This window comes from Streptomyces sp. TP-A0874 (assembly GCF_001748085.1).
GTDB lineage: Bacteria > Actinomycetota > Actinomycetes > Streptomycetales > Streptomycetaceae > Streptomyces.
The window spans coordinates 770339-794407 of sequence record NZ_BBZK01000003.1 but is presented as its reverse complement, the minus strand read 5'-3'; the positions used below and the strand labels follow the sequence as shown (position 1 = coordinate 794407).

Genomic DNA, 24069 nt, shown 5'->3' with positions numbered 1-24069 from the left:
GCCGTGCTCTCAGAGGGTCTCGATCCAGTTTCTGAGCAGGTGGGCGCCGACGTCACCGGACTTCTCGGGGTGGAACTGGGTGGCCCACAGCGGGCCGTTCTCGACGGCCGCGACGAACGGTTCGCCGTGGGTGGCCCAGCTGACCTTGGGCGGCCGGAGGGCGGGGTTGGCGCTCTCCAGGCTCCACTCGTGAACCGCGTAGGAGTGCACGAAGTAGTAGCGGCTGTCCGCGTCCAGCCCGGCGAAGAGCCGGGAGCCCTCGGCGGCCCGTACGGTGTTCCACCCCATGTGGGGTACCACGTCGGCGCGGAGCGGGCCGACGGTGCCGGGCCATTCGTCCAGCCCTTCGGCCTCCTCGCCGTGCTCTACGCCGCGGGAGAAGAGGACCTGCATCCCGACGCAGACACCGAGGACGGGTCGGCCGCCGGCCAGCCTGCGGCCGATGATCCAGTCCCCGCGGACGGCCCGCAGGCCGGCTATGCAGGCGGCGAACGCCCCCACCCCGGGCACCAGCAGTCCGTCGGCGGCCATCGCCCGGTCGTAGTCGCCGGTGATCTCGACCTCAGCCCCGGCGCGGGCGAGGGCCCGCTCGGCGGAGCGGACGTTGCCGAAGCCGTAGTCGAGGACGACGACCTTCCCCGCGGCACCGCTCATGCCCAGACCCCCTGGATCCGCAGGACGCCGGCGAGCAGGCACATCGCGGAGGAGAGCGCCAGCAGCAGGACGACCCCTCGGGGCAGCCCCTGCTTGACGAACGAGAAGACCCCGCCGGCCAGGAAGAGCCCGACGACGATCAGCAGGATGGAGATACCGGTCACAGCGCACCCTTGGTCGACGGGATGACGCCCGCGGCCCGGGGGTCGCGCTCCGAGGCGTAGCGCAGCGCCCGCGCCAGGGCCTTGAACTGGCACTCGACGATGTGGTGGGCGTTGCGGCCGTAGGGCACGTGCACGTGGAGCGCCACCTGTGCCTGCGCCACGAAGGACTCCAGGATGTGCCGGGTCATGGTGGTGTCGTACTCGCCGATCATCGGCGCCATCTTCTCGGGCTCGGTGTGCACGAGGTAGGGGCGGCCGGAGAGATCGACGGTGACCTGGGCCAGGGACTCGTCGAGCGGCACCGTGCAGTTGCCGAAGCGGTAGATGCCGGCCTTGTCGCCGAGCGCCTGCCGGAAGGCGGCACCGAGCGCCAGCGCGGTGTCCTCGATGGTGTGGTGGCTGTCGATGTGCAGGTCGCCGTCGGTCTTGACCTTCAGGTCGAAGAGGCCGTGGCGGCCGAGTTGGTCGAGCATGTGGTCGTAGAAGCCCACCCCGGTCGAGATGTCGGCCACACCGGTCCCGTCGAGGTCGATCTCGACCAGTACGGATGTCTCCTTGGTGGTGCGCTCCACCCGGCCCACGCGGCTCATCTGTCGTTCTCCTTCATCACTGCACGTACCGCGTCGAGGAACGCGTCGTTCTCGGCCGGGGTGCCCGCGGTGACCCGCAGCCGTCCCGGCACACCGTTGTCCCGGACCAGCACTCCCCGGTCCAGCAGCGCACGCCAGGTGGCCTGCACGTCGTCGAAGCGGCCGAACTGGACGAAGTTGGCGTCCGATTCGGTGACCTCGCAGCCCGCCGCCCGCAGCTCGGTGACCAGCCGATCACGCTCGGCGCGGAGTCTGTCGACGTAGCCCAGCAGCGTATCGGTGTGCTCCAGCGCGGCGAGCGCGGTGGCCTGGGTGACCGCCGACAGGTGGTAGGGCAGCCGGACCAGTTGGAGGGCGTCCACGACCGCCGGATCGGCGGCGAGGTATCCCAGGCGCAGCCCGGCGGCGCCGAAGGCCTTGGACATCGTGCGGCTGACCACCAACCGCGGGCGCCCCTCGATCAGCGGCAGCAGCGAGGGGCGGTGGCTGAACTCCACATAGGCCTCGTCGAGCACGAACATCGACGGGCCCGCCTCCTGCGCCGCCTCGTAGAGCCCCAGCACGGTCTCGGTGTCGACGGCCGTACCCGTCGGGTTGTTCGGGGAGGTGACGAAGACGACGTCGGGACGGTGCTCGGCGATGACCGACCGGGCGGCGCCGAGGTCGATGCCGAAGTCCTCCCGGCGGGGTCCGGTGATCCAGCCGGTGCCCGTCCCCCGGGAGATCAGCGCGTGCATGGAGTAGGAGGGCTCGAAGCCGATCGCGGTCCGGCCCGGACCGCCGAAGGCCTGCAGCAGTTGCTGGAGGACCTCGTTGGAGCCGTTCGCGGCCCAGATCGACTCGGCGCCGAGCCGGGGTCCACCGCTGCGGCCGAGGTACCTCGCCAGCTCGGTGCGGAGTTCGATGGCGTCCCGGTCGGGATAGCGGTTGAGCGAGCGGGCGGCCTCCGCGACCCGCTCGGCGATGCTGGCCACCAGCGGCTCGGGCAGCGGGTACGGGTTCTCGTTGGTGTTCAGCCGCACCGGGACGTCGAGTTGCGGGGCGCCGTAGGGCGACTTGCCGCGCAGTTCGTCCCGGATGGGCAGATCGTCGATGCCCGCCATCAGCTCGGCACCTGCCAGTCGAAGCGGGCCTTGACGGCGGAGCCGTGGGCCGGGAGGTCCTCGGCCTCGGCGAGCGCCACCACCTGGCCGGCGACCTCGGCGAGCGCCTCCCGGCTGTACCGCACGACCTGGACGCCGCGCAGGAACGACTGCACGGACAGCCCCGAGGAGTGGCAGGCGCAGCCTCCGGTGGGAAGCACGTGGTTGGAGCCGGCGCAGTAGTCACCCAGCGAGACGGGGGCGTGCGGCCCGACGAAGACGGCGCCGGCGTTGCGTACCCGCTCGGCCACCGCGTCCGCGTCCTCGGTCTGGATCTCCAGGTGCTCGGCGGCGTAGGCGTCGACGACCCGGAGGCCCTCGTCCACCCCGTCGACCAGCACCGTGGCGGACTGCCGACCGGTCAGCGCCTCGGTGATCCGTTCCCGGTGGCGGGCGGCGGCGACCTGGGCGTCCAGCTCGGTGTCGACGGCGTCGGCGAGTTCCGGGGAGTCGGTGACGAGCACCGCGGCGGCCAGCGGGTCGTGCTCGGCCTGGCTGACGAGGTCGGCGGCGATGTGCCTGGGGTCGGCCCCGGCGTCGGCGAGGACGGCGATCTCGGTCGGCCCGGCCTCGGCGTCGATGCCGATCCGCCCGCGGAGCAGACGTTTGGCGGCGGCCACGTAGATGTTGCCGGGGCCGGTGACCAGATTGACCGGCGGGCACTCCTCGGTGCCGTAGGCGAACATGGCGATCGCCTGGGCACCGCCGGCCGCGTACACCTCGTCGACGCCGAGCAGCGCGCAGGCGGCGAGGATGGTGGGGTGCGGACGCCCGCCGAACTCGGCCTGCGGCGGGGAGGAGACGGCGATCCCCTCGACGCCCGCCTCCTGGGCCGGGACCACGTTCATCACCACGGATGACGGGTAAACGGCCCGCCCACCGGGTACATACAGACCGACTCGCTCGACCGGGATCCAGCGTTCGGTGACGGTGCCGCCGGGCACGACCTCGGTGGTGTGGCTGGTGCGGCGCTGCTCCCGGTGGACCAGTCGGGCGCGGTGGATCGACTCCTCCAGCGCCTTCCGGACCTCGGGGTCCAGCTCGTCCAGTGCCCGGGCGAGGGTCCGTCCGTCCACCCTGACCTGCTGGATGGCGACCCCGTCGAACTGTTGTGCGTAGTCGATCAGCGCGGCGGTGCCCCGTCGACGCACCTCGGCGCAGATCGGCCTGACCCGCTCCAGGGCGGCCTCGACGTCGAACTCGGCTCGGGGCAGGAGGTCGCGCAGGGCGGCGCCCGAGGGCAGGGCGGCACCACGCAGATCGATTCGGGAGATCACACGGCCAAGTGTGGCAGATCAGGCCAGCCGACCGGCCGCCCGTATCACCCGTTGATACGGGTCACGGACTCTTCCGTCACGGTCGGCTTTCAATCCGTTACGCGTCGGGAAGGTATCGGGACAGAGAATGCTTGCGCGATCCTCGGGGGTGCGCCGGGTGGCGAGGGGGGCTCCATTGTCCGGGTCGGGAGACGGCGAACCGCCGTCGTCGCTCCAGTTGACCTCGTCCGAGTGGGGCATGTGGCAGGCGTTCCGCAACGGCAGCACCCATGACCTCAGCAGTGGCAACCCCGCGCACGACGACCCGGACGGCCAGTACCCCTGGGGACCGGACCGCAGCGTCCGCGCCCGGGTGATCGCCCTGCTGCTGCTCGACGGCCCGCCGGCCCAGCCGGGCCGGGTCGCCGCGCTCAAGCTGAACGGCGCCTGCGTCACCGGCAGGCTCGATCTCTCCGGAGGCGAGGTCGAGCCGTACGTGGAGTTACGGAACTGCCGTTTCGAGGAGCGGGTGATGCTGGCGGAGTGCCACTTCTCGACGCTGCGCCTCGTCGGCTGCCGCATTCCGCGGCTGGAGGCCGCCCGGCTGACCACCGAGGGGGACCTCCATCTCCAGCGCTGCACCGTCGCGGGCGGCATCCGGCTCACGGACGCCCACGTGGGCACCGATCTGCTGCTCAACCAGCTGACGGTGCGCAGGGACCGCAAGGGCCGCTCGATCAGCGCGGACGGCCTCTCCGTGGCCCAGGACCTCCATGCCGAACTCTTGGACTCGGAGGGGGAATTCAGTCTGCGGGGGGCGCAGATAGGGGTCTCGCTCAGCCTCCGCGGCAGCCACCTGAGCAACAGCTACGGCAAGCGGGCGCTCAACGCTCCGCAGCTGACCGTGGAGCGGACGATCCACCTGACCTCCGCGACGATCAGCGGCGCCACCGCGCTCTCCGAGGGCAACGCGCCACACCAGTTCGCCGCCACGCCGGCGCGCGGCACCCGGATTCAGCGTTTCGAGTGCCAGGGCGGTGTCCGGCTGGACGACGGGAGGTTCGGCGACGCGGTCGACTTCAGCCAGGCCCGGTTCGTGATGGAGACCGATCAGGAGCTGTCCCTGCGCCGTATCCAGACGCCGGAGCTGCGGTTCCTCTGCGAGCGGCAGCAGCGTGGCCGGGTGGTGCTCTCCGGCGCCAAGGTCGTCAACCTGGTGGACCGGTCGTCCAGCTGGCCGGGGCCGGGCGGGTTGGCGATGGCCGGGTTCTCCTACGAGACGCTGATACCCCGCGGCCCCTTCCCCCTCCACCGGCGGTTGGAGTGGGTGGCGGCGGCGACTCCGGAGTACGCCCCCGAGCCCTACGAGCAGCTGGCGCACGCGCTGCGGGCCGGCGGCGAGGACGCGGACGCCCGGGAAGTGCTGCTGGCCAAGCAGCGACGGCGCCGCGAGACCCTGCCGGTGGCCGGAAAGCTGTGGGGCTTCCTCCAGGACTGGACGGTCGCCTACGGCTACCGTCCCGGCCGGGCGGCGATCTGGATGGCGCTGCTGTGGGCGATGGGCGCGGCGGTCTTCTCCCATTCCCAGCCGCACCCCATAAAACCGGACGAGGCGCCGGAGCTGAACCCCTCGCTCTACGCCCTCGACCTGCTGGTGCCGGTCATCGACCTGGGGCAGCAGAGCTACTTCGACCCCGGCGGCCGTCTCCAGTGGGCCGCCTCGGCGCTGATCGTGCTCGGGTGGATGCTCGCCACGACCGTCGCGGCCGGAGCCTCCCGTCTGCTGAACCGCGGCTGACACCCGCGGCCCCTCCCCCACCGCGGCGCCGCCGCGGGGGCGGAGCGACTTCTTTACCGGTTGTTGACCATCCCGCAGGCAACCGATTTTCCGATATCGAAGCGTCATGCGTTCCGGCTGGTACCACCTGCGACCTGCGGTTTTCATAGAAGGACCGCTCGTTTCCCCTACCGCCGGAAGGCACGATGGTCTTCCTCCGCGCCCTCGTCGGCACCGCGCGCATGATCCACCACACCCCCCGACTCGCCGTCGGACTGCCACCGGACGACCAGGTGGTCCTGGAAGCGCCCGACGACCGACTCGGGCCGGCGCTCACCGCCGCCGGACGCGGCGACCACCGCCCCGCCGCCAGGCTGCTCGCCATGACCCGTGAGGCGGGCGAGTGGGAGTCCCGCGACCACTACACGTCCCAGCTCGTCCGACTCGTCCCCGCCGGCCGCTCCGACTGGCTCCGCGCCTGGCTGTCCGCCGCGCCCCGAGATCCGGACGCCGCCCTGCTCAGGGCGGGGGTGGCGGTGCGGCGCGCCGAGGACCGGTCCCGGGGAGAGGACTCCGCCGGGGCTACCAAAGACTCGGCCGCGCTGCCGCTCGTCGAGGCAGCCGCCGAGGCGTCCCCGCGGGATCCGGTGCCCTGGCGCCTCGCCCTGGACCGTGCCCGCTCCACCGGGGCTCCGCCCGCCGAGTTCGAGTCGTACTGGTCGGAGGCGGTCAAGCGCGCACCGCACCACTACGGCTGCCATCTGGCGGCGCTGCGGTACCGCGGCGCGGACTGTCCGGCGGCGGAGGACCGGCCCCGGCCTCACCTCGAAGCTGACCTGACAGGCCGTCAGCCGTGGTCGGGAGGCGGGAGAATCACCGGCGCCGCCCCCACCGCACCGGGCGGGTCGGGTGGCGGGTGCCCGACCCGGCACGACTGCCTCGGCTTCGCCGAGCGCGCCGCGGAGCAGGCCCTGCCCGGCTCCCTGCTGCGGGCGCTGCCCCTCCGCGCGGTCTTCCACCACCTGGCTACCGTTCCGGTCCGCCGCACCGACGCAGCCGCCGACCTGGCGATCGCGCTCTCCTCGCGCTACGCCCCCGGTGACCTCTGGCCCGCCGAGGCCCGGAACCTGCTGGTCTTCCTCCTGATCCACCGGGGCCGCTGGCAGGCGGCGCTCGACCAGTTCCGGCTGCTCGGCCCGTGCGCCACGGCCTTTCCGTGGAACCGGATCAGCGACGACCCGCTCGGCCAGTTCCTGGAGGCGCGGGACGGGACCCGGATCCAGGTGGCCGCCATGACACCGCTCCGCCCCGCCCGAAGCGCCGACCGGCAGGACTGAGCACTCCGGCGCCCGCGCCGGTCTCTCCGCCGGCCGCCGCCGGGCCGACTGACGACGACAGGGGGCGCCGCCGGAGCGGGAACCGGGGCGGCCGGGCGCGAACCACTACCCTTTGGGGTTGTGACCACCGCTCGCCTGCCGCTCTTTCCGCTCAACACCGTGCTGCTGCCCGGCCTGGTACTGCCGTTGAACGTCTTCGAGCAGCGGTACCGCACATTGATGCGGGATCTGCTGGACATGGAGGAAGAAGAGTCGCGCCGCTTCGTCGTGGTGGCCATCCGCGACGGCGCGGAGGCCGCCCCGAGCGCGCCCGGTCTCCCGGACCCGACGGGGCTGCCCGAGCGCGGTGCGGCGGCCGGCTTCGGCGACGACCCGATCGGGGCGTTCTATCCGATCGGTTGTGTGGCGGACGCGACCACCATCCGGAAGAAGGACCCGGACGACGAGGAGAGCGGGTTCGAGGTGCTCGCCACCGGCACCAACCGCTGCCGGCTGCTCTCGGTCGACTCCAGCGGCCCGTACCTGACGGCCGAGTTGGAGGAGATCGCCGAAGTGGACGGGGACGGCGCGGGGGCCCTGGCCTCCGGGGTGGAGAGCGCCTTCCTCACCTACCAGAAGCGGTTAGCGGGGGCGAGCGAGCAGACCCTGGCCGCGGGGCAGGAGCTTCCGGAGGAGCCTTCGGTGCTGTCCTATCTGGTCGCCGCGGCCTTCGTGCTGGACACTCCGGCGAAGCAGCGTCTGCTCGAAGCGCCGGACACCTCCACCCGGCTGGCACGGGAGCTGAAACTGCTCCGTTCGGAGAGCGCGCTGATCCGCAACCTCCCCTCACTGCCCGCGGTGGACCTCACCCGGCAGCCGACCAGCCCCAACTGACTCCCGGCCACCCCTCGGAGGAGTGCACCGGGGCTCGGGCGCTTCGGTGCCGCGGCTCAGGACCGCGGCCACGCCCCCGCCGGCAGCGGCTGCTCGGGCTCCGGGTCACGTGGGGTGAAGAAGCCGGTCAGCGCCAGGTGGACGGCCATCGCCGCCAGCGGCCAGACCAGCAACGCACCCTTGGCCCGCAGCTCCAGCGGGGCGTCGAAGACCACGCCCTTGCCCACCTGCCTGGCGTGTCGGGCGACGTCGTTGTCCGGACCGAAGGCGATGCCGAACCGCCAGGCGATCACCGAAGCCAGCACCCCGCCCAGTGCCAGCGCCACCACCAGGGCGACCCCGCCGCTCCTCGCACAGAGGAAGACCACCGCGCCGCTGATCACGCCGAAGCCGAGCGCCAGCAGCACGAAAGTCCCGTCGGCACCGATCGCCTCCTCCCCCTCGGTGTTCTGGAAGTAGACGACCTTGCCGTTCGAGACGAGCGGGATCTTCGGTGCCAGCCAGAGCCAGAGGAGTCCGAGCAGCACCCCGGCGACGGTCACGCCGAGCGCCACCCACGCCGCCCGGCGCAGTTCGGCCCGGTGGTCGGTACCGCCGTCACCGGGCGGGGGCGGCCAGGGGGCCTCGTAGTCGCTTGAACCGTTCGAAGGCGGGTCGGGCGGAGTCAGCGGTGCGTTCACTCCGCCATCGTGCCAGGTGGCCGACGACGGCTGGGGCCCAGGAGGGGGCGTTGGGCGCGTCACCGGGTCACCGCCCGCCGGTAGGCCCAGGTGGCGACCGTCAGCGAGGCGACCGCGACGACCGCGCAGACCGCCAGGGAGAGGGTGACCGTCCCCCAGTCGGGCCGGTCCACGAAGGTGCGGGCGAGCGCCTCCACGCCATAGGTCGAGGGCATCAGGTCGCGGAGCCAGGAGACCGGGGTGGGCAGCCGCTCGGCGGGAAGCACACCGAGCAGCAGCGCAGCGGACATGCCCAGCTGCCCCAGCAGGGTCGCCAGCTCCTGACGCGGCGCCAGCAGACCGAGTGCGGCCCCAAGGCCGGCCAGCGACGCCCCCGCGAGGGGGATCACCGCGGCCAGCACCCAGAGGTTGCCCATCGGCAGGCCGAAGAGCACGCTGCCCACCACCGCCGTCACGACCGTCCCCGGCACCGTGAAGGAGGCGTACGCGCCGGCGGCGCCGAGCACCACGGCCGCGGGCGGCACCGGAAGGGTGGCGTAGTGGTCGAGCCCTCCGCTCGCGCGGAGCTGTCCGAAGTACTGGGCCAGCAGGTTGAGTGCGACGAAGGCGACCACCAGGACGGCCGAGCCCGCCACCACCGCCCGGGCCTCCGCCCCGCCGTCGACCACGCCGCGCATCAGCACCATGATCCCCACGGACTGGAAGGTCGCGACGAAGAGCAGGGGCATCCGGGCCACCCGGGCCCGGGAGAGCTGTGCTCCGTAGACGGCACCGAGGGCGGGCAGCAGTCCCGCCCGGGGGGCCAGTGGGGCGGGCGCCCCTTCCCGGACCTCCGGGCGACTCCCGGCCACCGCCTCCGCGGACCCGACGCTCACCTTGCTCTGCTCCCGTCCCACGCTCCGATCGACCCGTCGATCACGCCTTCACCAGACCTTCCGAACGGCCGCCCAGCGCGAGGTAGACGTCCTCGAGGCTGGGGGTGGTGAGAGTGAAGTCGTCGAGTTCCGCGAACGCCCGGCCGCCGGTGATCACCGCGACCAGGGAGCGGGCCTCCTGCGGGGAGAGCCGCAGCACCCAGCGCCGGCCGGACGTCCGGGCCGAGGACTCCAGGGCCGCTATCTCCGGCACCTCCAGTGGTGCCCGCTCCCGCCACACCAGCTCCAGCCGGACCTCGTCGGCGACCATCGCCTTCAACCCGGCCGGGGTGTCGCAGGCGATGACCTGACCGCCGTCCAGCACGGCGACCCGGTCCAGCACCGTCTCGGCCTCGATCACGTTGTGGGTGACCAGCAGCACGGTCGTGCCCCGCTCCGCCCGGCGGCGGTCCACCGCGGCCCAGACGGCCCGGCGCGCCATCGGGTCCATGCCCGTGGTCGGCTCGTCCAGGACCAGTAGCGGGCGGTCTCCTACCAGCACGGCGGCGAAGCAGGCGAGCCGCCGCTGGCCACCGGAGAGCTTCTTCAGCGGCCGCCCGGCGATCCCCTCCAGCCCGAGTTCGGCCAGGACCCGGTCCCGCTCGGCCCGGGCCTCCCTGGTCTCCAACCCGCGGAGCCGTCCGGTGGTCTCCGCCGCGAGCGCCACCGTCAGCTCGTCCAGTGCGACGGTCTCCTGCCCCAGGTAGCCGATCAGCCGTGCGGCGCGTTCCGGATGGCGTACGAGGTCGTGGCCGAGCACCCGGACCTCCCCGGCGTCGGGCCGCGTCAGGCCGGTGAGCTGGCGCACCAGGGTGGACTTGCCCGCGCCGTTGGGGCCGAGCAGCCCGAAGATCTCGCCGTGTCGTACGTTCAGGCTGATGCCGTCGCTGGCCCGGACGGCCGGGTGGCCGGGCACGCCGCGCCGGGCGCGGACCGCCGGAAAGGTCTTGACCAGGTCACGCACCTGGATAGGCATGGCCACGCTACCCGCCCGCTCGGTGCCGCTCATCACGGTTCACGAGGGTACGCCGCCCGTCGGCCGATCAGGCTCCCGGGGCCGCTCACGCCGCCTTCCGCCGCCGGACCGCCGCCGTCTGCAGGCGCCTCCTCGCCCGCCGCCCGGCAGAGGGACCGGCAGCGGCGACGGGTCATCCGTCCCCGTCCTCCTGCTCGGCCGCCGTGCGCAGGTCGACCTCCCGCCAGAACCCGGCGCGGATGGCATAGCGGTCCCGCTCGTCGATCTGGTCGTCCTTGTGTGCCAGCAGCCCGAACCGGGCGGCGTAGCGGAGCAGCTCGCCGTCGATGCGGTGCGGGATGCGGGGGTAGTCGGCGGCCAGCTGCCGCAGCTGCTTGGGGGTGGCGAGCCGCTCGGTCCACCGCCGGGCGAAGACCTGGCCCACCTCGAAGGGGTCTCCGCTGACCGCGGTGATGTCCTCCTCCCGGTCCGCCCAGCGCTGCTCCGCGGTGGTGAGCTGGGAGAGCGTCGGCAGGGCGGCCTGGTCCTGGAGCTCGGGCTGGGCGGCGTCGCGGTCCACCCAGCCCCGATCCGAGGACCAGCGCAGCATGGCCTTGGGGGCCGGCGTCATCGAGCCGGGGTGGTGCGCCGCGTTCGACTGACCGTTGGGGACCAGCGCACCACGGGCCAGCCCGGCGAGGTCCTTCGGGGTCGGCACCCCCTTGCCTCCGTTCTCGGCACGGCCCGTGGCCGGGGTGCTCTCCGCCCCCTCGACAGCCGGGGCGGGAAGTTCCCGCGGGCGGTCGGGGGGCGGCGCGGTGCCGGCCACGCCGGTGTCGCCAGGGCTGTCGGCGGCGACGGGGGCGGCCTCGGCGTTCTCCGGGAGCGGTGCGGCGAGGATCGCGGCGATCTCCGGGCCGGGCGGCGGGCAGATCCCGCCTGACTCCCTGGCCCGCACCGCCTGGATGATCCAGGAGCGGTCGAGTACCCGGCGCTCGTCCGCCTCGGCGACGAGGTCCTCCGACTGGTTGTAGTCGCCGTCCGCGGCCTGGACCGCCCAGAGATGGACCGCGACACCGTGTTCCTTGGCGGACATCAGCCCGGGCAGCAGATCGCCGTCCCCGGTGACCAGCACGATGTCGGAGCAGGCGCGGTTGCGCGCCAACTCCGTCAGTTCGGTGTGCATGGCCGCGTCGACGCCCTTCTGGGCCCAGCGGCCGTCGGCCCGCGTCAGGGCGCCGAGGCGGACGGTGACACGCGGCATGACCCGGAGTCGTCGATGCTCGGGCTGGGGCACCCGGTCCGGGGCTCCGTCGAACCAGTAGATGCGGAGCAGGGGATGCCCGGTCTCCGCCTCGGCCCGCTCGCGCAGCCCCTGGACGAGTGCGGTGTGGTCGACGCTGATCCGGGACCGGGCGGGTTCTCCGGCGAGCAGGCTCGCGGCGGCGCCGAGCAGATAGCCGGCATCCACCAGGACGACGCAGCGGTCCACGTTCCACCCTCTTTCCAGACTTTCTCGGTGGCACCGGTGTTCTCGGCCCGCTGGGAGTTTTCCCGAAAGTCTCGCTGGTTCCTTTGCGTCCGTCACCTCGGGTAACGATTCACTTCCGCTTTCCTTCGAGTCTGCCCGAGAGCTGCTGGGTTATCTGCCGAAACGGACAGCGGCGCGCCGAGTGGCGCCGGGAAAGACGACGGGAGAACCACCCTCGTACTAAGTGCCTGAAATGCGATCTTTAACAGGATATGTAACCGTGAGGGCGCGAAGGCGCCTCGTCTCCCAGGAGTTCGACCAGGTCCACGGACCGTTCGCCAGGAGGCACGATCATGGCCAAGAACAAGAACCGAAGTCGCAGGCGGCAGAGCCGCAGCGCCGCCGAGGAGCAGAACATCAAGAGCGCGTCGGCCGAGACGCAGCAGCAGGCCCAGGACAGCCCCCCGGACGTCCCGGGCAGACGGCAGCGCAAGTTCGGCCACAACTGACCGAACGCGCCTGCTGAGTCCTCGGGCCTGATCGGCCCCGACTGCGGGGTGTGCCCGGAACCAGCCGGGCACACCCCGCACATCCGTTCCTTTCCCTGCGCGGACCGCCCGGCAGGGACCAGACGGCGGCTAACCGGCGAGGCAGGACGGCCCGAGCAGCACCTTCAGATCCCCGAAGAGCGCCGGATCGGCGGTGACCCGGTGCCGGTCGAGCCGGAGCACCGTGGTCTTACGGGCCCCCTGGAGCCTGATCCGCACCTCGGTGTGCCCCCGGTGCTGGCTGAGCACCTCACCGAGCTTCTCCACCAGCGGCGGGGTCACCCGCACGGTGGGGATCGTGATGGTCACCGGGGCGTCCGCCGATGCTTCCGAGAGGTCCGGCACCATCATCTCCATGGCGACCAGCCGCGGCACGTCCTCCCGCTTGTCCAGTCGGCCCTTGACGAAGACCACGGTGTCCTCGACGAGTTGGGTGGAGACCAACTGGTAGGTCGCGGGGAAGAACATGCAGTCGATGGAGCCCGCCAGGTCCTCGACGGTCGCGATGGCCCAGGCGTTGCCCTGCTTGGTCATCTTCCGCTGCAACCCGGAGATGATCCCCCCGATGGTGACGATCGCCCCGTCGGCGTGTTCGCCTCCGGTGAGCTGCGAGATGGCGGCGTCGGACTTCTCCGCCAGGACGTGCTCGATCCCGAAGAGCGGGTGGTCGGAGACGTAGAGGCCGAGCATCTCCCGTTCCTGGGCGAGTAGATAGGCCTTGTCCCACTCGACGTCGGAGAACTCGACGTCCAGGCCGAAGCCCGGGGTGTCCTCACCGCTGCCGTCGTCCATGCCGCCGAAGAGGTCGAACTGTCCCTCGGCCTCCTTGCGTTTGACCTGCACGACGTTGTCGATCATCGGCTCGTAGTGCGCCACCAGCCCCTTGCGGGTATGGCCCAGTTCGTCGAACGCCCCGGCCTTGATGAGGGACTCGACGGTGCGCTTGTTGCAGACCACCGCCTCCACCTTGTCGAGGAAGTCCGGGAAGGAGCTGTACTTCCCCTTGGACTTGCGGCACTTGACGATGGAGTCGACGACGTTCTGGCCGACGTTGCGGACGGCCGTGAGCCCGAAGACGATCGTGTCGTCCCCCCGCGGGGTGAAGTTGGCGTCGGACTCATTGACGTCCGGCGGGAGCACCTTGATGCCCATCCGCCGGCACTCGTTGAGATAGACCGCCGACTTGTCCTTGTCGTCCCGCACCGAGGTGAGCAGCGCGGACATGTACTCGGCGGGGTAGTTGGCCTTGAGGTACGCGGTCCAGTAGGAGACCAGGCCGTAGGCCGAGGAGTGCGCCTTGTTGAAGGCGTACCCGGCGAAGGGCACCAGGGTGTCCCAGACCGCCTGGATGGCCTCGTCGGAGTAGTTCCGCTCCCGCATACCCTCCCGGAACGGCACGAACTCCTTGTCGAGGACTTCCTTCTTCTTCTTGCCCATCGCCCGGCGCAGCAGGTCGGCCTGGCCCAGCGAGTAGCCGGCGAGCACCTGGGCGGCCTTCTGCACCTGCTCCTGGTAGACGATGAGGCCGTAGGTGGTGCCCAGCACCTCCTTGAGCGGTTCCTCCAGCTCGGGGTGGATCGGGGTGATCTCCTGCTGGCCGTTCTTCCGGAGGGCGTAGTTGATGTGCGAGTTCATGCCCATCGGGCCGGGCCGGTAGAGCGCACCCACGGCCGAGATGTCCTCGAAGTGGTCCGGCTTCATCATGCGCAGCAGCGAGCGCATCGGTCCGCCGTCGAACTGGAAGACGCCGAGCGTGTCGCCCCGGCCGAGGAGTTCGAAGGTCTTGGGGTCGTCCAGCGTCAGGTCGAGGAGTTGGAGGTCGATCCCCTTGTTCTTCCTGATGAGCTTCACCGCGTCATCCATGATGGTGAGGTTCCGCAGGCCCAGGAAGTCCATCTTCAGCAGGCCGAGCGACTCACAGGTGGGGTAGTCCCACTGGGTGATGGTGACGTTGTCGGAGTGGCGCACCCAGACCGGGACGTGGTCGGTGATGGGCTCGCTGGACATGATCACTCCGGCCGCGTGCACACCCATCTGCCGGACCAGGCCCTCGACCCCCCGGGCGGTGTCGATCACCTTCTTGACATCGGGTTCGCTCTCGTACATCGCGCGGACCTCACCGGCCTCGCTGTAGCGCGGGTGGCTGTCGTCGGTGATGCCGGACAGCGGGATGCCCTTGCCCATCACGTCGGCGGGCATCGCCTTGGTGATCCGGTCTCCCATGGCGTACGGGTATCCCAGGACGCGGGCGGAGTCCTTGATCGCGTTCTTCGCCTTGATGGTGCCGTAGGTGCCGATCATGCACACCTTGTCGGCGCCGTACTTCTCGGTGACGTAGCGGATGACCTCGGCCCGCCGGCGCTCGTCGAAGTCGATGTCGACGTCGGGCATCGACACGCGTTCGGGGTTGAGGAACCGCTCGAAGATGAGGCCGTGCTCCAAGGGGTCCAGGTCGGTGATGCCCAGGGCGTAGGCGACGATCGAGCCCGCCGCGGAGCCGCGGCCGGGTCCCACCGCGATGCCGTTCTCCTTCGCCCACATGATGAAGTCGGCGACGACCAGGAAGTACCCGGGGAACCCCATCTGGATGATGATGTCCATCTCGTACTCGGCCTGCTGCTGCCGGTCCTCGGGCACGCCGCCCGGGTAGCGGCGGGCCATTCCCCGCTTGACCTCCTCCCGGAACCAGGTCACCTCGGTGAAGCCCTCGGGCACGTCGAAGCGCGGCATCAGGTCGCGCTTCTCGAACCAGCCCTCGGTATCGATCTGCTCCGCGACCCGCAGGGTGTTCGCACAGCCCTCCTGCCAGGCGTCGGAGGAGTCGACGGCGTACATCTCCTCGGTCGACTTCAGGTAGTAGCCGGTGCCGTCGAAGCGGAAGCGGTCCGGGTCGGAGAGGTTCTTGCCGGTCTGGATGCACAGCAGCGCGTCGTGTGCGGACGCCTCCCGGGCGTAGGTGTAGTGCGAGTCGTTGGTCACCAGCGGCGGGATGGAGAGCTTCCGGCCGATGTCCAGCAGTCCCTGCCGGACCCGCTTCTCGATGTCCAGACCGTGGTCCATCAGCTCCAGGAAGTAGCGGTCCCGGCCGAAGATCTCCTGGTACTCGGCCGCGGCCTTGAGAGCCTCCTCCTCCTGGCCCAGCCGGAGCCGGGTCTGCACCTCTCCGGAGGGGCAGCCGGTGGACGCGATCAGCCCCTCCGCATGCTGGGCGATGACCTCCTTGTCCATCCGGGGCCACTTGGTGAGCCAGCCCTCCGCGTAGGCGTCCGAGGAGAGCCGGAAGAGGTTGTGCAGGCCGGTCTTGTTCGCCGCCCAGATGGTCTTGTGGGTGTAACCGCCGGAGCCGGAGACGTCGTCGCGCTTCTGGTGCGGCTGGCCCCACTGGATGCGCCGCTTGTTCCGGCGGGACTCGGGGGCGACGTACGCCTCGATCCCGATGATCGGGGTGATGCCGGCCGCCGTCGCCTGCTGGTAGAAGTCGTAGGCGCCGTGGAGGTTTCCGTGGTCCGTCATGGCCACGTGGGACATGCCCATCTCCTGGCAGGCCACAAAGATGTCCTTCAGCCGCGCGGCACCGTCCAGCAGCGAGTACTGGGTGTGGACGTGCAGGTGCGTGAAGGGCGGCTTGGTCACGGGGAAGACCTCCGACGGGAGCGGCAGCGAGGACGACGGCTCCGGAGTCTACTTCCGCCCCCCGACACAGCCCCGCCGCGACCGGCGCCGCCGACCTGCCGGACCGCGAAGATCGGCCCGCCGGGGACTGGCCTCCCCCACCACCCCCCGTGGCACACTTTCCCACGATGGACATATCAGGGGCTCCGCTACGGACACTGCGGGCAGCGTTCTTCACGGCACTGTGCGTGACGCTGTCCGTCGGTTCGCATGTGCTGCTCTCCGGCGCGCCCCTGCCGGTCGCTCCAGTGGCCGGGCTCAGTGTCGGCGTGTTCCTGGTCGCCTACGCACTGGCCGGCCGGGAGCGCCGCTACCCCGCCATCGCCGGTCTCCTGGTACCGCTGGAGCTCGGCGCCGACACGCTCTTCACCACCGGCCAGCACGCCTGCTACGGCCCCCGCGGCGGACCGGTCACCGGGGCACTGCACTCCGTCGGGGTCGACCTGCTCTGCGCCGGCGGCGGCCTCGGCACGCCGCTGGGCCGGCTGGCCGGCCGGGAAGGCGGCGCCGCGGCCCCGGCAGCGGTGGCCTCGGCCACCCCCTGGCTGCTGCTCGCCGCACACGTCGGGGTCGGTCTGGCCGCCGCGCTCTGGCTTCGGAGCGGTGAGGCGGCACTGGGCCGGCTGCTGCGCGCCGTCGCCGGCTCGGCCTTCCGGCCACTGCTGGTGGCGGTCTCCGCGGTCAACCGGCTCCCGGAGCGGCTGGCATCCGGGTCGGCGCGCCCCGTGCCCGCCCGCTCCGTCCCCGGCAGCCTCCCGCTGCTCGTGCACTCGCTCCTACGGCGCGGACCGCCGTGCCGGCCGGCTGCGCTCTGACCGACACCGCGAGCGCGGCGCCCCTTCCGACGAGCGTTTCAGACCGGAGCGCGGGGTCCGCAGGCCGGACGCCCGGCGCCCTACGACCTTCAGGGATTACGGAGCGAACACCACCATGAGCAAGCGCAACAGCCAGGACGCCAAGCGGGCCGCACGGGAACGGCTGCGGGCGGAGCGCGAGCGGCAGGCGAAGAGGGACAAGGTCCGCCGTCAGCTGCTGGTCGGCGGATCCGTCGTCGCCGTCCTCGCGATCGCGGCCGGTATCGGGGTGGCCGTCACCAAGATGAACAGCGGCAGCGACACCATGGTCAGCAACGCCGACTGGAAGGCGGCGGCGAAGAAGACGAAGTTCGCCAAGCCGGCGAACACCTCGGGCGCCAAGGGGACCACCGTCGTCATCGGGGAGGAGGGTGCGGAGAACACCCTCGAGGTCTTCGAGGACATGCGCTGCCCGATATGCGCGACCTTCGAGCAGAACGTCGGTGAGAACCTCACCAAGGGCATGGACGACGGCACCTACAAGGTGAAGTTCACCATGGGGACCTTCCTGGACGAGATCGACCAGATCAAGGGCTCCGGCTCCCACAACGCCCTGAGCGCGTTGGGCGCCGCCCTGGACGTCAGCCCGGACGCCTTCGTGCAGTACAAGAAGGCGCTGTTCTCACCGGAGAACCACCCGGAGGAGAACGACGACGCCTTCTCCTCGGACGCCAAGCTGATCGAGATCGCCCAGCAGGTCAAGGAGCTGAAGGGCAACAAGGACTTCGAGAAGGCCGTGGAGAACGGCACCTTCGACAAGTGGGCGCTGGAGATGTCCGCCGCCTTCGACAAGGACAAGAGCGTCACCGGCACCCCGACGCTCAAGCTGAACGGTGACAAGCTGACCGACGAGGGCGGTCAGAACGCGCCGATGAGCCCCGAGCAGTTCGACGCCGCGGTCAAGAAGGCGCTGAGCGACAAGGGCAAGGCTCAGGACGCCAAGAAGTAACCCCCGGTCCGCTCGGGCCGGTCGGGTTGCCAGCGGGTGGGCCCGCAGGCGAACTTCCGTGATTCGCCGGCGGGTTCACCCGCCCGCCCACTACTCTGATCGGCCGTGACCGATCTCCGCGCCGAGAACACCAGCCGTCGTACCGTCGTCAAGGCGGCGGCCGCCGCCTCCGCCGCGCTGATTCCCCTCGCCGCCGTCCCCGCCGCGGCCGCACGGACGGGCCCGGCCTTCCTGCACGGCGTCGCCTCGGGCGACCCGCTCCCCGACGGGGTGCTCCTGTGGACCAGGGTCACCCCGGTCCCCGAGGCGCTCCCCGGCTCCGGCCTGGGAGCGGACACCGAGGTGGGGTGGGAGGTCGCCGAGGACCGAGCCTTCGAACGCGTCGTCGCGAGCGGCACCACGACGGCCCGACCGTCCGCCGACCACACCGTCAAGGCCGATGTCCGCGGTCTGCGGCCGGCCACGGACTACTTCTTCCGCTTCAGCGCAGCCGGTGCCGCCTCCCCGGTCGGCCGCACCCGGACCGCCCCGGCCCCGGAGGAGGCCGTCGCCGACCTCCGCTTCGGGGTGCTCTCCTGCGCCAACTGGGAGGCCGGCTGGTTCTCCCCGTACCGCCATCTCGCCGCCCGCGCCGACCTGGACGCGGTGCTCCATCTCGGCGACTACATCTACGAGTACCGTTCCGGTGAGTACCCGGCGGAGAAGTACGTGGTGCGCCCGCACTCCCCCGCGCACGAGGTCACCACCCTCGCCGACTACCGGCTCCGTCACGGCACGTACAAGACGGACGCCGACCTCCAGGCGCTGCACGCCGCGCACCCGGTCATCGCGATGTGGGACGACCACGAGTTCGCCAACGACACCTGGTCGGGCGGTGCGGAGAACCACTCGCCCGAGTCCGAGGGCGAGTGGGCCGACCGGGTGGCGGCGGCCAAGCAGGCGTACTTCGAGTGGATGCCGGTCCGCACCTCGACCGAGGGCACCACGTACCGCCGGCTGCGCTTCGGGGTGTTGGCCGAACTGCACCTGCTCGACCTGCGTTCTTTCCGCTCCCGGCAGTCGACGATCGGCAGCGGGGACGTCGACGATCCGAACCGCACGATCACCGGGCGCGCCCAGTTGGACTGGCTGAAGGAGGGGCTGGCCGGCTCGGCGGCCGGCTGGAAGCTGGTCGGCACCTCGGTGATGGTCTCACCGGTCGCCTTCGGATCGGTCCCCGCGCATCTGCTGGGACCCCTGGGCGAGTTGCTGGGCCTCCCCACGGGCGGGCTGGCCGTCAACGTCGACCAGTGGGACGGCTACACCGCCGACCGGCGGGAGCTCCTGGACCACCTGCGTGACCGGTCCGTCGAGAACACCGTCTTCCTCGCCGGGGACATCCACATGGCCTGGGCGAACGACGTACCGCAGACCGCCGCGACCTACCCCGGATCCCCCTCGGCGGCCACCGAGTTCGTGGTCACATCCGTCACCTCGGACAACCTGGACGACATCCTGCGCGTTCCGCCGCAGACGGTCTCACTCCTCGCGACGACCGCGGTGCGGGCCGCCAACCGCCATGTGCGGTGGGTCGACATGGACTCCCACGGGTACGGCGTGCTCAGCGTGTCCGCCGAGCGGGCCCAGATGGACTACTACACGGTCTCCGCCAAGGACGACCCGGACGCCACCGCCCGGTGGGCCCGGTCCTACCTCACCCGTTCCGGCACCCAGCGGTTGGAGCGGACCGACCGGCCGGTGCGCTGAACCGGGTCGGTCGGCACCCCGGTCACAGCTGCTGGAGGAAGCCGAGCGCCACCCGCCAGGTGGCCTCGGCGGCCTCTTCGTCGTGGTCGGCCAGCCCGGGGTCGGTGTAGAGGTGGCCGGCGCCCGGGTACCGGAAGACCTCGACGTCCGCTCCCGCCCGGCGCATCCGCAGATACCAGGCGTTCAGCCAGTCGTGCGGCTCGAACGGGTCCGGATCGGCCACGTGCAGCTGCACCGGCAGGTCCTCGGCCACCGCGCCGTCCGGAACGTCCGAGGTGCCGTGGAGCAGGAGCAGACCGCGGGCCTTCTCGTCGGCGAGCGCCAGGTTCTGCGCGATCGCCCCGCCGAGGGAGAAGCCGGCGTAGACCAGGCCCCGGTCGGACGACGGCGCCACCGCGGCGACCGCCCGCCGCAGCAGTTCCTCGGTTCCGATCTCCTCCTTGAGGGCCATGCCCTCGGTGGCCGTGTCGGCCGTCCGCCCCTCGTACAGGTCAGGCACCAGCACCTCGTGCCCGGCGTCCCGCAGCCGCTCGGCCGCGGTGTGCACGGCCGGTCGCAGTCCGTAGACACTGTGAAAAAGAACAACCGTCGACGCAGCCACCACCGGTGTCACTCCCCTGTTGCTGGTTAGCAGTCTCCACATCGTGCCAGTTACCGTCTCTGGAGACCGCCGCGGCAGGATCGGAGAGGAAGGAAGAGGTGGCCATGGAGGACGTACTGCGCCCGGTGATCGTCGTGGGGGGCGCGGTCGCGATCACCCTGCTGGTCGGATGGGCCGTCGACCGCGGTCTGCGCCGGGCCGACGTGAGACATCCGGAGACACCGCTGTGGGGTCTGCTGCGGAGGGCTCTGCCGCCGATGCAGGTGGCCCTCTGCGCCGCGCTGCTGCGTGGCAGCTACCCACATGCGCGGGTCGCCGAGGGGTACGCCCAGGACCTGGCCAGACTCCTCAGTCTGTCGCTGATCGGGGCCACCGCCTGGCTGGTGGTCCGGATCGTGTCGGCGGTCGTGGAGTCCAGCTACTCCCGTTATGCGGCCAGCACGCGCGATCCGGCCCGGGTGCGACGGGTACGCACCCAGGTGACGCTGATCCAGCGGGTGGTCACCTGGGTGGTCGCCGTGGTCGCGATCGCCGCCATGCTCCTCACCTTCCCGGCGATGCGGACCTTCGGCACCTCGATGCTCGCCTCCGCGGGACTGATCGGCATCGTCGCGGGCATCGCCGCGCAGTCGGCCCTGGGCAACCTCTTCGCCGGTCTGCAGATCGCCTTCGGCGACATGGTGCGCATCGGGGACACGGTCGTCGTCAACGACCAGTGGGGCATCGTGGAGGAGATAACGCTCACCTTCATCACCGTGAAGACCTGGGACGAGCGCCGCTGGACCATGCCGGTCTCCTACTTCACCAACCAGCCCTTCGAGAACTGGTCGCGCGGAGGCGCCGAGAAGACCGGCACCGTCTACTTCCAGCTCGACCACTCGGCCCCGATCGAGAAGATGCGGGAGAAGCTCGGCGAGATCGTGCGGAGCCTCGACACCTGGGACGGGCGGGACTGGAATCTCCTGGTCACCGACACCACCCCCAGCACCATCGAAGTGCGGGCGCTGGTGACCGCCGCCGACAGCGGAACCGTCTGGACCGCCCGCTGCCAGGTCCGGGAGCAGATGATCCTCTGGCTGCGCGAGGAACACCCCTACGCGCTGCCCCATATCGCCACCGCCCCGGCCGCGCTGCCGCAGCCGTCCGACGCCTCACTCCCCGACCAGCGCCGGAGGCGCGAGCAGGAACCGGAACACGCTCTGGCACACCCCGGGGGGCTGACCAAGCAGGGCGCCGAGCACGGTCACGGCTCCGGCTGAGACGCGCGGCGCCGGTCGCTCCCGGGCCACCGCGGCTGCGGGAGCGACCGGTGGTCAGGCGCTCTCGGCCCGCACCGTGTCCAGAGCCTGCTGGAGGTCCTCCGGGTAGTCGCTCCGGTACTCCACCCAGCGCCCGTCCGAAGGGTGCTCGAAGCCGAGCCGCACGGCGTGCAGCCACTGCCGGCCGAGCCCCAGCCGCTCGGCCAGGGTCGGGTCCGCACCGTAGGTGAGGTCGCCCACGCAGGGGTGCCGGTGGGCCGACATGTGCACCCGGATCTGGTGCGTGCGGCCGGTCTCCAGCCTGATGTCGAGCAGGCTGGCGGAGCGGAACGCCTCGACGAGGTCGTAGTGGGTGACGCTGGGCTTCCCGGCCGCGGTCACCGCCCACTTGTAGTCGTGGTTGGGGTGCCGGCCGATCGGCGCGTCGATGGTGCCGCTCAACGGGTCCGGGTGGCCCTGGACCAGCGCGTGGTAGCCCTTGTCGACCACCCGCTCCCGGAACTGCTGCTTGAGCAGGGTGTAGGCCCGCTCGGATTTCGCCACCACCATCAGCCCCGAGGTGCCGACGTCCAGCCGGTGGACGATGCCCTGCCGCTCGGCCGCCCCGGAGGTGGAGATCCGGTAGCCGGCCGCGGCGAGCCCGCCGATGACCGTCGTACCGCTCCATCCGGGGCTCGGGTGCGCCGCCACCCCGACCGGCTTGACGATCACCACGATGTCGTCGTCGTCGTGGACGATCTCCATGCCCTCGACGGGCTCCGCCACGATCCGCACCGGGGTGGCGGGCCGCGGCAGCTCGACCTCCAGCCAGGCGCCGCCCATCACCCGGTCGGACTTCCCGGCGACAGCACCGTTGACCTGGACCTTTCCGGAGGCGGCCAACTCCGCCGCCTTCGTCCGGGAGAAACCGAACATCCGGGCCAGCGCGGCGTCGACGCGCTCGCCCTCCAGACCTTCGGGTACGGGCAGGGTGCGGATCTCGGGAAGCGTGCTCACGCGTCGAGTATGCCGGACGGCGGGCCGGGCGGGCCCTGCGGCCGGTCAGTCCCGGTGGACGGTGCCGTCCGGGTCGAGCCCGCGGAAGGAGAGGATCACGATCAGGATGCCGCCGCAGACGATGGCCGAGTCGGCGAGGTTGAAGACGGCGAAGCCCTTGGGGGCGATGAAGTCGACCACCGCGCCCTCCAGCACCCCGGGCGCGCGGAAGATCCGGTCCGTGAGGTTGCCGAGCGCCCCGCCCAGCAGCATCCCCAGCGCGATGGCCCACGGCACGCTGTACAGCTTGCGGGCGATCCTCGCGATCACCACGATCACCGTGGCCGCGATGATGGTGAAGACGATGGTCAGCGCCTCGCCCATGCCGAAGGCCGCGCCGGCGTTGCGGATCACCTCGAAGGTCAGCAGGTCCCCGACGACCTGGACCGCCGCGCGGTGCTCCAGCACGTTCACCACGATGGTCTTGCTGATCAGGTCGAGTGCGTAGGCGACCGCGGCGACCAGGGCGAGCACTCCGATCCGGCGCACGCCTTTGGCGGCACCCGAGTCGGCCGCCGCCTCCTCGCGCTCCTCGGCCGGCTCCGGCTCCGCCCCCTCAAAACCTGGAGTACCGATGATCCGCTCCGCCTCTGCCACGTGAGTCCCTCAGCTCGTCCGCACCCCGGCCGGGCCCCACCCGGCCGGGGGCTCCACCGGACGGGACCGTCCCTGGTCAGGGCGGCCCCGCCGCGCGGAGCTCTGGGGACGAGGGTACGGCACGGCGGCCCGCCGCTCCCCGGTCGGCGGACCGCCGGCGGCCGATCCGTTACCGGCGCTCCTGCCGCTGCTTGCAGTCCACACACAGGGTGGCCCGGGGGAACGCCTGCATCCGGGCCTTGCCGATCGGGCCGGCACAGGACTCGCAGCGGCCGTAGGTGCCGGCGTCCAGCCAGAGCAGGGCGCGTTCGTTCTGCTCCAGCATCTCCCGGGCGTTGGCGGTCAGCGCCATCTCGTGCTCCCGGGTGATGTTCTTGGCACCGCTGTCAGCCTGGTCGTCGCCGGCTCCGTCCCCGGAGTCGCGCATCAGTCCCGCCAGCGCCTCTCCGGAGGCGCTGATCTCAGCCCGCAGCCGCTCCACCTCGCCCCGGAGCAGCGCCCGGGCCGCGGCCACCTCCTCGGCGGCCCAGGGTTCCTCGTCGGCACGCACCGGCAGCTCAGCCGAGACGGAGGGCAGGGATCCGGCCTGGGGCACCGCGTCGCGCAGCGGCCCGGCCGGCACCTGTTCGTCCACGCCGCCGGGGATTCCCGCACCAGGAGTCTTCTTCGTGACCAACGACTTGGCTCCCGTCTTCCGCACCAGGCGCTCACCAGCGCAACAGCAATTGGGCCGGTAAACTGCGATATTCCGCTAAACGTTCTGGGACGATAAATCGACTTCCCTCCCGCGGCAACGGGGCACGCCGCCCTTCCCGTCCGGGAAGCGCCACCAAAGAGGTCGCCGCTCCCCGCACGCCCCGTACACTGGGTGGCGCGAGAGGCGTTGATGGGGACGAGTAGCGCCGTCACGCGGCCTTGAGCGACCCGGGGACGGTGGAAGCCCGGGGGCCCGCGCGGCACGAAGATCACCCCGGAGTCGTCGGAAGAAAGCTCCC

22 protein-coding genes are annotated in these 24069 nt (G+C 71.4%); 8 read left to right on the top strand and 14 right to left on the bottom strand.

The window, feature by feature from the left end:
* Window positions 1–9 precede the first annotated feature (9 nt).
* From hisH to hisD, 5 genes are read right to left on the bottom strand one after another with little or no spacing between them, the layout of a single operon-like run.
* Complete coding sequence (gene hisH / locus BGP73_RS03225; RefSeq protein WP_069811840.1) at window positions 10–654, bottom strand: imidazole glycerol phosphate synthase subunit HisH; 645 nt, start codon at window positions 652–654, stop codon at window positions 10–12.
* On the bottom strand, window positions 651–818 hold the full coding sequence (locus BGP73_RS22965; protein ID WP_170837732.1) for a hypothetical protein: 168 nt from the start codon (window positions 816–818) through the stop codon (window positions 651–653). The genes hisH and BGP73_RS22965 overlap by 4 nt, the downstream gene beginning before the upstream one ends.
* The gene (hisB, locus tag BGP73_RS03220) at window positions 815–1408 is read right to left on the bottom strand and encodes an imidazoleglycerol-phosphate dehydratase HisB (RefSeq protein WP_069811839.1); all 594 of its coding nucleotides are present in this window, start codon (window positions 1406–1408) and stop codon (window positions 815–817) included. The genes BGP73_RS22965 and hisB overlap by 4 nt, the downstream gene beginning before the upstream one ends.
* Window positions 1405–2511, bottom strand: coding sequence for a histidinol-phosphate transaminase (locus BGP73_RS03215; protein WP_069811838.1), 1107 nt, complete (start codon window positions 2509–2511; stop codon window positions 1405–1407). Before BGP73_RS03215 ends, hisB begins: the two co-directional genes overlap by 4 nt.
* A complete protein-coding gene (gene hisD, locus BGP73_RS03210) occupies window positions 2511–3827 on the bottom strand; it encodes a histidinol dehydrogenase (protein WP_069811837.1) in 1317 nt (438 codons plus the stop codon). Before hisD ends, BGP73_RS03215 begins: the two co-directional genes overlap by 1 nt.
* 175 nt (window positions 3828–4002) lie before the next feature.
* On the opposite strand from hisD, the gene BGP73_RS03205 reads away from it, so the two are divergent.
* The 3 genes from BGP73_RS03205 to BGP73_RS03195 all read left to right on the top strand — a co-directional run bounded on the left by BGP73_RS03205 (window position 4003) and on the right by BGP73_RS03195 (window position 7793).
* A complete protein-coding gene (locus BGP73_RS03205; RefSeq protein WP_069811836.1) occupies window positions 4003–5604 on the top strand; it encodes an oxidoreductase in 1602 nt (533 codons plus the stop codon).
* A gap of 185 nt (window positions 5605–5789) precedes the next feature.
* Entirely contained in the window at window positions 5790–6920 is a 1131-nt protein-coding gene (locus BGP73_RS03200; RefSeq protein WP_069811835.1) for a hypothetical protein, read from the top strand.
* A gap of 120 nt (window positions 6921–7040) precedes the next feature.
* Window positions 7041–7793 carry an LON peptidase substrate-binding domain-containing protein gene (locus BGP73_RS03195; RefSeq protein ID WP_069811834.1) on the top strand — a complete coding sequence of 251 codons (753 nt, stop codon included), beginning with the start codon at window positions 7041–7043 and terminating at the stop codon, window positions 7791–7793.
* A 56-nt stretch (window positions 7794–7849) separates the two neighbouring features.
* Here the strand turns inward: BGP73_RS03195 and BGP73_RS03190 are convergent, their stop codons facing one another.
* The 4 genes from BGP73_RS03190 to BGP73_RS03175 form a co-directional block, all read right to left on the bottom strand.
* Entirely contained in the window at window positions 7850–8473 is a 624-nt protein-coding gene (locus BGP73_RS03190) for a hypothetical protein (RefSeq protein WP_069811833.1), read from the bottom strand.
* 59 nt (window positions 8474–8532) lie between these two features.
* Entirely contained in the window at window positions 8533–9348 is an 816-nt protein-coding gene (locus tag BGP73_RS03185) for an ABC transporter permease (protein WP_069812097.1), read from the bottom strand.
* 40 nt (window positions 9349–9388) lie between these two features.
* Complete coding sequence (locus BGP73_RS03180; protein WP_069812096.1) at window positions 9389–10363, bottom strand: ABC transporter ATP-binding protein; 975 nt, start codon at window positions 10361–10363, stop codon at window positions 9389–9391.
* A 172-nt stretch (window positions 10364–10535) separates the two neighbouring features.
* Window positions 10536–11834: an NYN domain-containing protein gene (locus BGP73_RS03175; protein ID WP_069811832.1), complete on the bottom strand. Its 1299-nt coding sequence runs from the start codon at window positions 11832–11834 to the stop codon at window positions 10536–10538.
* 332 nt (window positions 11835–12166) lie between these two features.
* Between BGP73_RS03175 and BGP73_RS22960 the strand changes: the two genes are divergently transcribed.
* Window positions 12167–12322 carry a hypothetical protein gene (locus tag BGP73_RS22960; protein ID WP_170837731.1) on the top strand — a complete coding sequence of 52 codons (156 nt, stop codon included), beginning with the start codon at window positions 12167–12169 and terminating at the stop codon, window positions 12320–12322.
* A 129-nt stretch (window positions 12323–12451) separates the two neighbouring features.
* On the opposite strand, the gene dnaE is transcribed toward BGP73_RS22960, so the two are convergent.
* Window positions 12452–15994 (bottom strand): DNA polymerase III subunit alpha, encoded by a 3543-nt coding sequence (dnaE, locus tag BGP73_RS03170; RefSeq protein WP_069811831.1) that lies wholly within the window; start codon window positions 15992–15994, stop codon window positions 12452–12454.
* A gap of 167 nt (window positions 15995–16161) precedes the next feature.
* On the opposite strand from dnaE, the gene BGP73_RS03165 reads away from it, so the two are divergent.
* The 3 genes from BGP73_RS03165 to BGP73_RS03155 all read left to right on the top strand — a co-directional run bounded on the left by BGP73_RS03165 (window position 16162) and on the right by BGP73_RS03155 (window position 19582).
* Window positions 16162–16848, top strand: coding sequence for a hypothetical protein (locus BGP73_RS03165; RefSeq protein WP_069811830.1), 687 nt, complete (start codon window positions 16162–16164; stop codon window positions 16846–16848).
* A 115-nt stretch (window positions 16849–16963) separates the two neighbouring features.
* Entirely contained in the window at window positions 16964–17836 is an 873-nt protein-coding gene (locus BGP73_RS03160; protein ID WP_069811829.1) for a thioredoxin domain-containing protein, read from the top strand.
* Window positions 17837–17941: 105 nt separating this feature from the next.
* On the top strand, window positions 17942–19582 hold the full coding sequence (locus tag BGP73_RS03155; protein ID WP_069811828.1) for an alkaline phosphatase D family protein: 1641 nt from the start codon (window positions 17942–17944) through the stop codon (window positions 19580–19582).
* 22 nt (window positions 19583–19604) lie between these two features.
* Here BGP73_RS03155 and BGP73_RS03150 read toward each other — a convergent pair whose 3' ends face one another.
* The gene (locus BGP73_RS03150; protein ID WP_069811827.1) at window positions 19605–20225 is read right to left on the bottom strand and encodes a dienelactone hydrolase family protein; all 621 of its coding nucleotides are present in this window, start codon (window positions 20223–20225) and stop codon (window positions 19605–19607) included.
* A 62-nt stretch (window positions 20226–20287) separates the two neighbouring features.
* Between BGP73_RS03150 and BGP73_RS03145 the strand changes: the two genes are divergently transcribed.
* A complete protein-coding gene (locus tag BGP73_RS03145; RefSeq protein ID WP_079127152.1) occupies window positions 20288–21442 on the top strand; it encodes a mechanosensitive ion channel family protein in 1155 nt (384 codons plus the stop codon).
* A gap of 54 nt (window positions 21443–21496) precedes the next feature.
* On the opposite strand, the gene BGP73_RS03140 is transcribed toward BGP73_RS03145, so the two are convergent.
* From BGP73_RS03140 to BGP73_RS03130, 3 genes are all read right to left on the bottom strand, one after another.
* Window positions 21497–22438 carry an RluA family pseudouridine synthase gene (locus BGP73_RS03140; RefSeq protein ID WP_069811826.1) on the bottom strand — a complete coding sequence of 314 codons (942 nt, stop codon included), beginning with the start codon at window positions 22436–22438 and terminating at the stop codon, window positions 21497–21499.
* A 45-nt stretch (window positions 22439–22483) separates the two neighbouring features.
* The gene (lspA, locus tag BGP73_RS03135) at window positions 22484–23074 is read right to left on the bottom strand and encodes a signal peptidase II (protein ID WP_069811825.1); all 591 of its coding nucleotides are present in this window, start codon (window positions 23072–23074) and stop codon (window positions 22484–22486) included.
* A 169-nt stretch (window positions 23075–23243) separates the two neighbouring features.
* Window positions 23244–23774 carry a TraR/DksA family transcriptional regulator gene (locus tag BGP73_RS03130; RefSeq protein ID WP_306303444.1) on the bottom strand — a complete coding sequence of 177 codons (531 nt, stop codon included), beginning with the start codon at window positions 23772–23774 and terminating at the stop codon, window positions 23244–23246.
* Window positions 23775–24069: the final 295 nt, after the last annotated feature.

Coding starts and splice junctions, on each gene's coding strand:
- hisH (WP_069811840.1), bottom strand. CDS start 654: ATGAGCGGTGCCGCGGGGAAGGTCGTCGTCCTCGACTACGGCTTCGGC.
- hisB (WP_069811839.1), bottom strand. CDS start 1,408: ATGAGCCGCGTGGGCCGGGTGGAGCGCACCACCAAGGAGACATCCGTA.
- BGP73_RS03215 (WP_069811838.1), bottom strand. CDS start 2,511: ATGGCGGGCATCGACGATCTGCCCATCCGGGACGAACTGCGCGGCAAG.
- BGP73_RS03200 (WP_069811835.1), top strand. CDS start 5,790: ATGGTCTTCCTCCGCGCCCTCGTCGGCACCGCGCGCATGATCCACCAC.
- BGP73_RS03180 (WP_069812096.1), bottom strand. CDS start 10,363: ATGCCTATCCAGGTGCGTGACCTGGTCAAGACCTTTCCGGCGGTCCGC.
- BGP73_RS22960 (WP_170837731.1), top strand. CDS start 12,167: ATGGCCAAGAACAAGAACCGAAGTCGCAGGCGGCAGAGCCGCAGCGCC.
- BGP73_RS03165 (WP_069811830.1), top strand. CDS start 16,162: ATGGACATATCAGGGGCTCCGCTACGGACACTGCGGGCAGCGTTCTTC.
- BGP73_RS03160 (WP_069811829.1), top strand. CDS start 16,964: ATGAGCAAGCGCAACAGCCAGGACGCCAAGCGGGCCGCACGGGAACGG.
- BGP73_RS03150 (WP_069811827.1), bottom strand. CDS start 20,225: ATGTGGAGACTGCTAACCAGCAACAGGGGAGTGACACCGGTGGTGGCT.
- BGP73_RS03145 (WP_079127152.1), top strand. CDS start 20,288: ATGGAGGACGTACTGCGCCCGGTGATCGTCGTGGGGGGCGCGGTCGCG.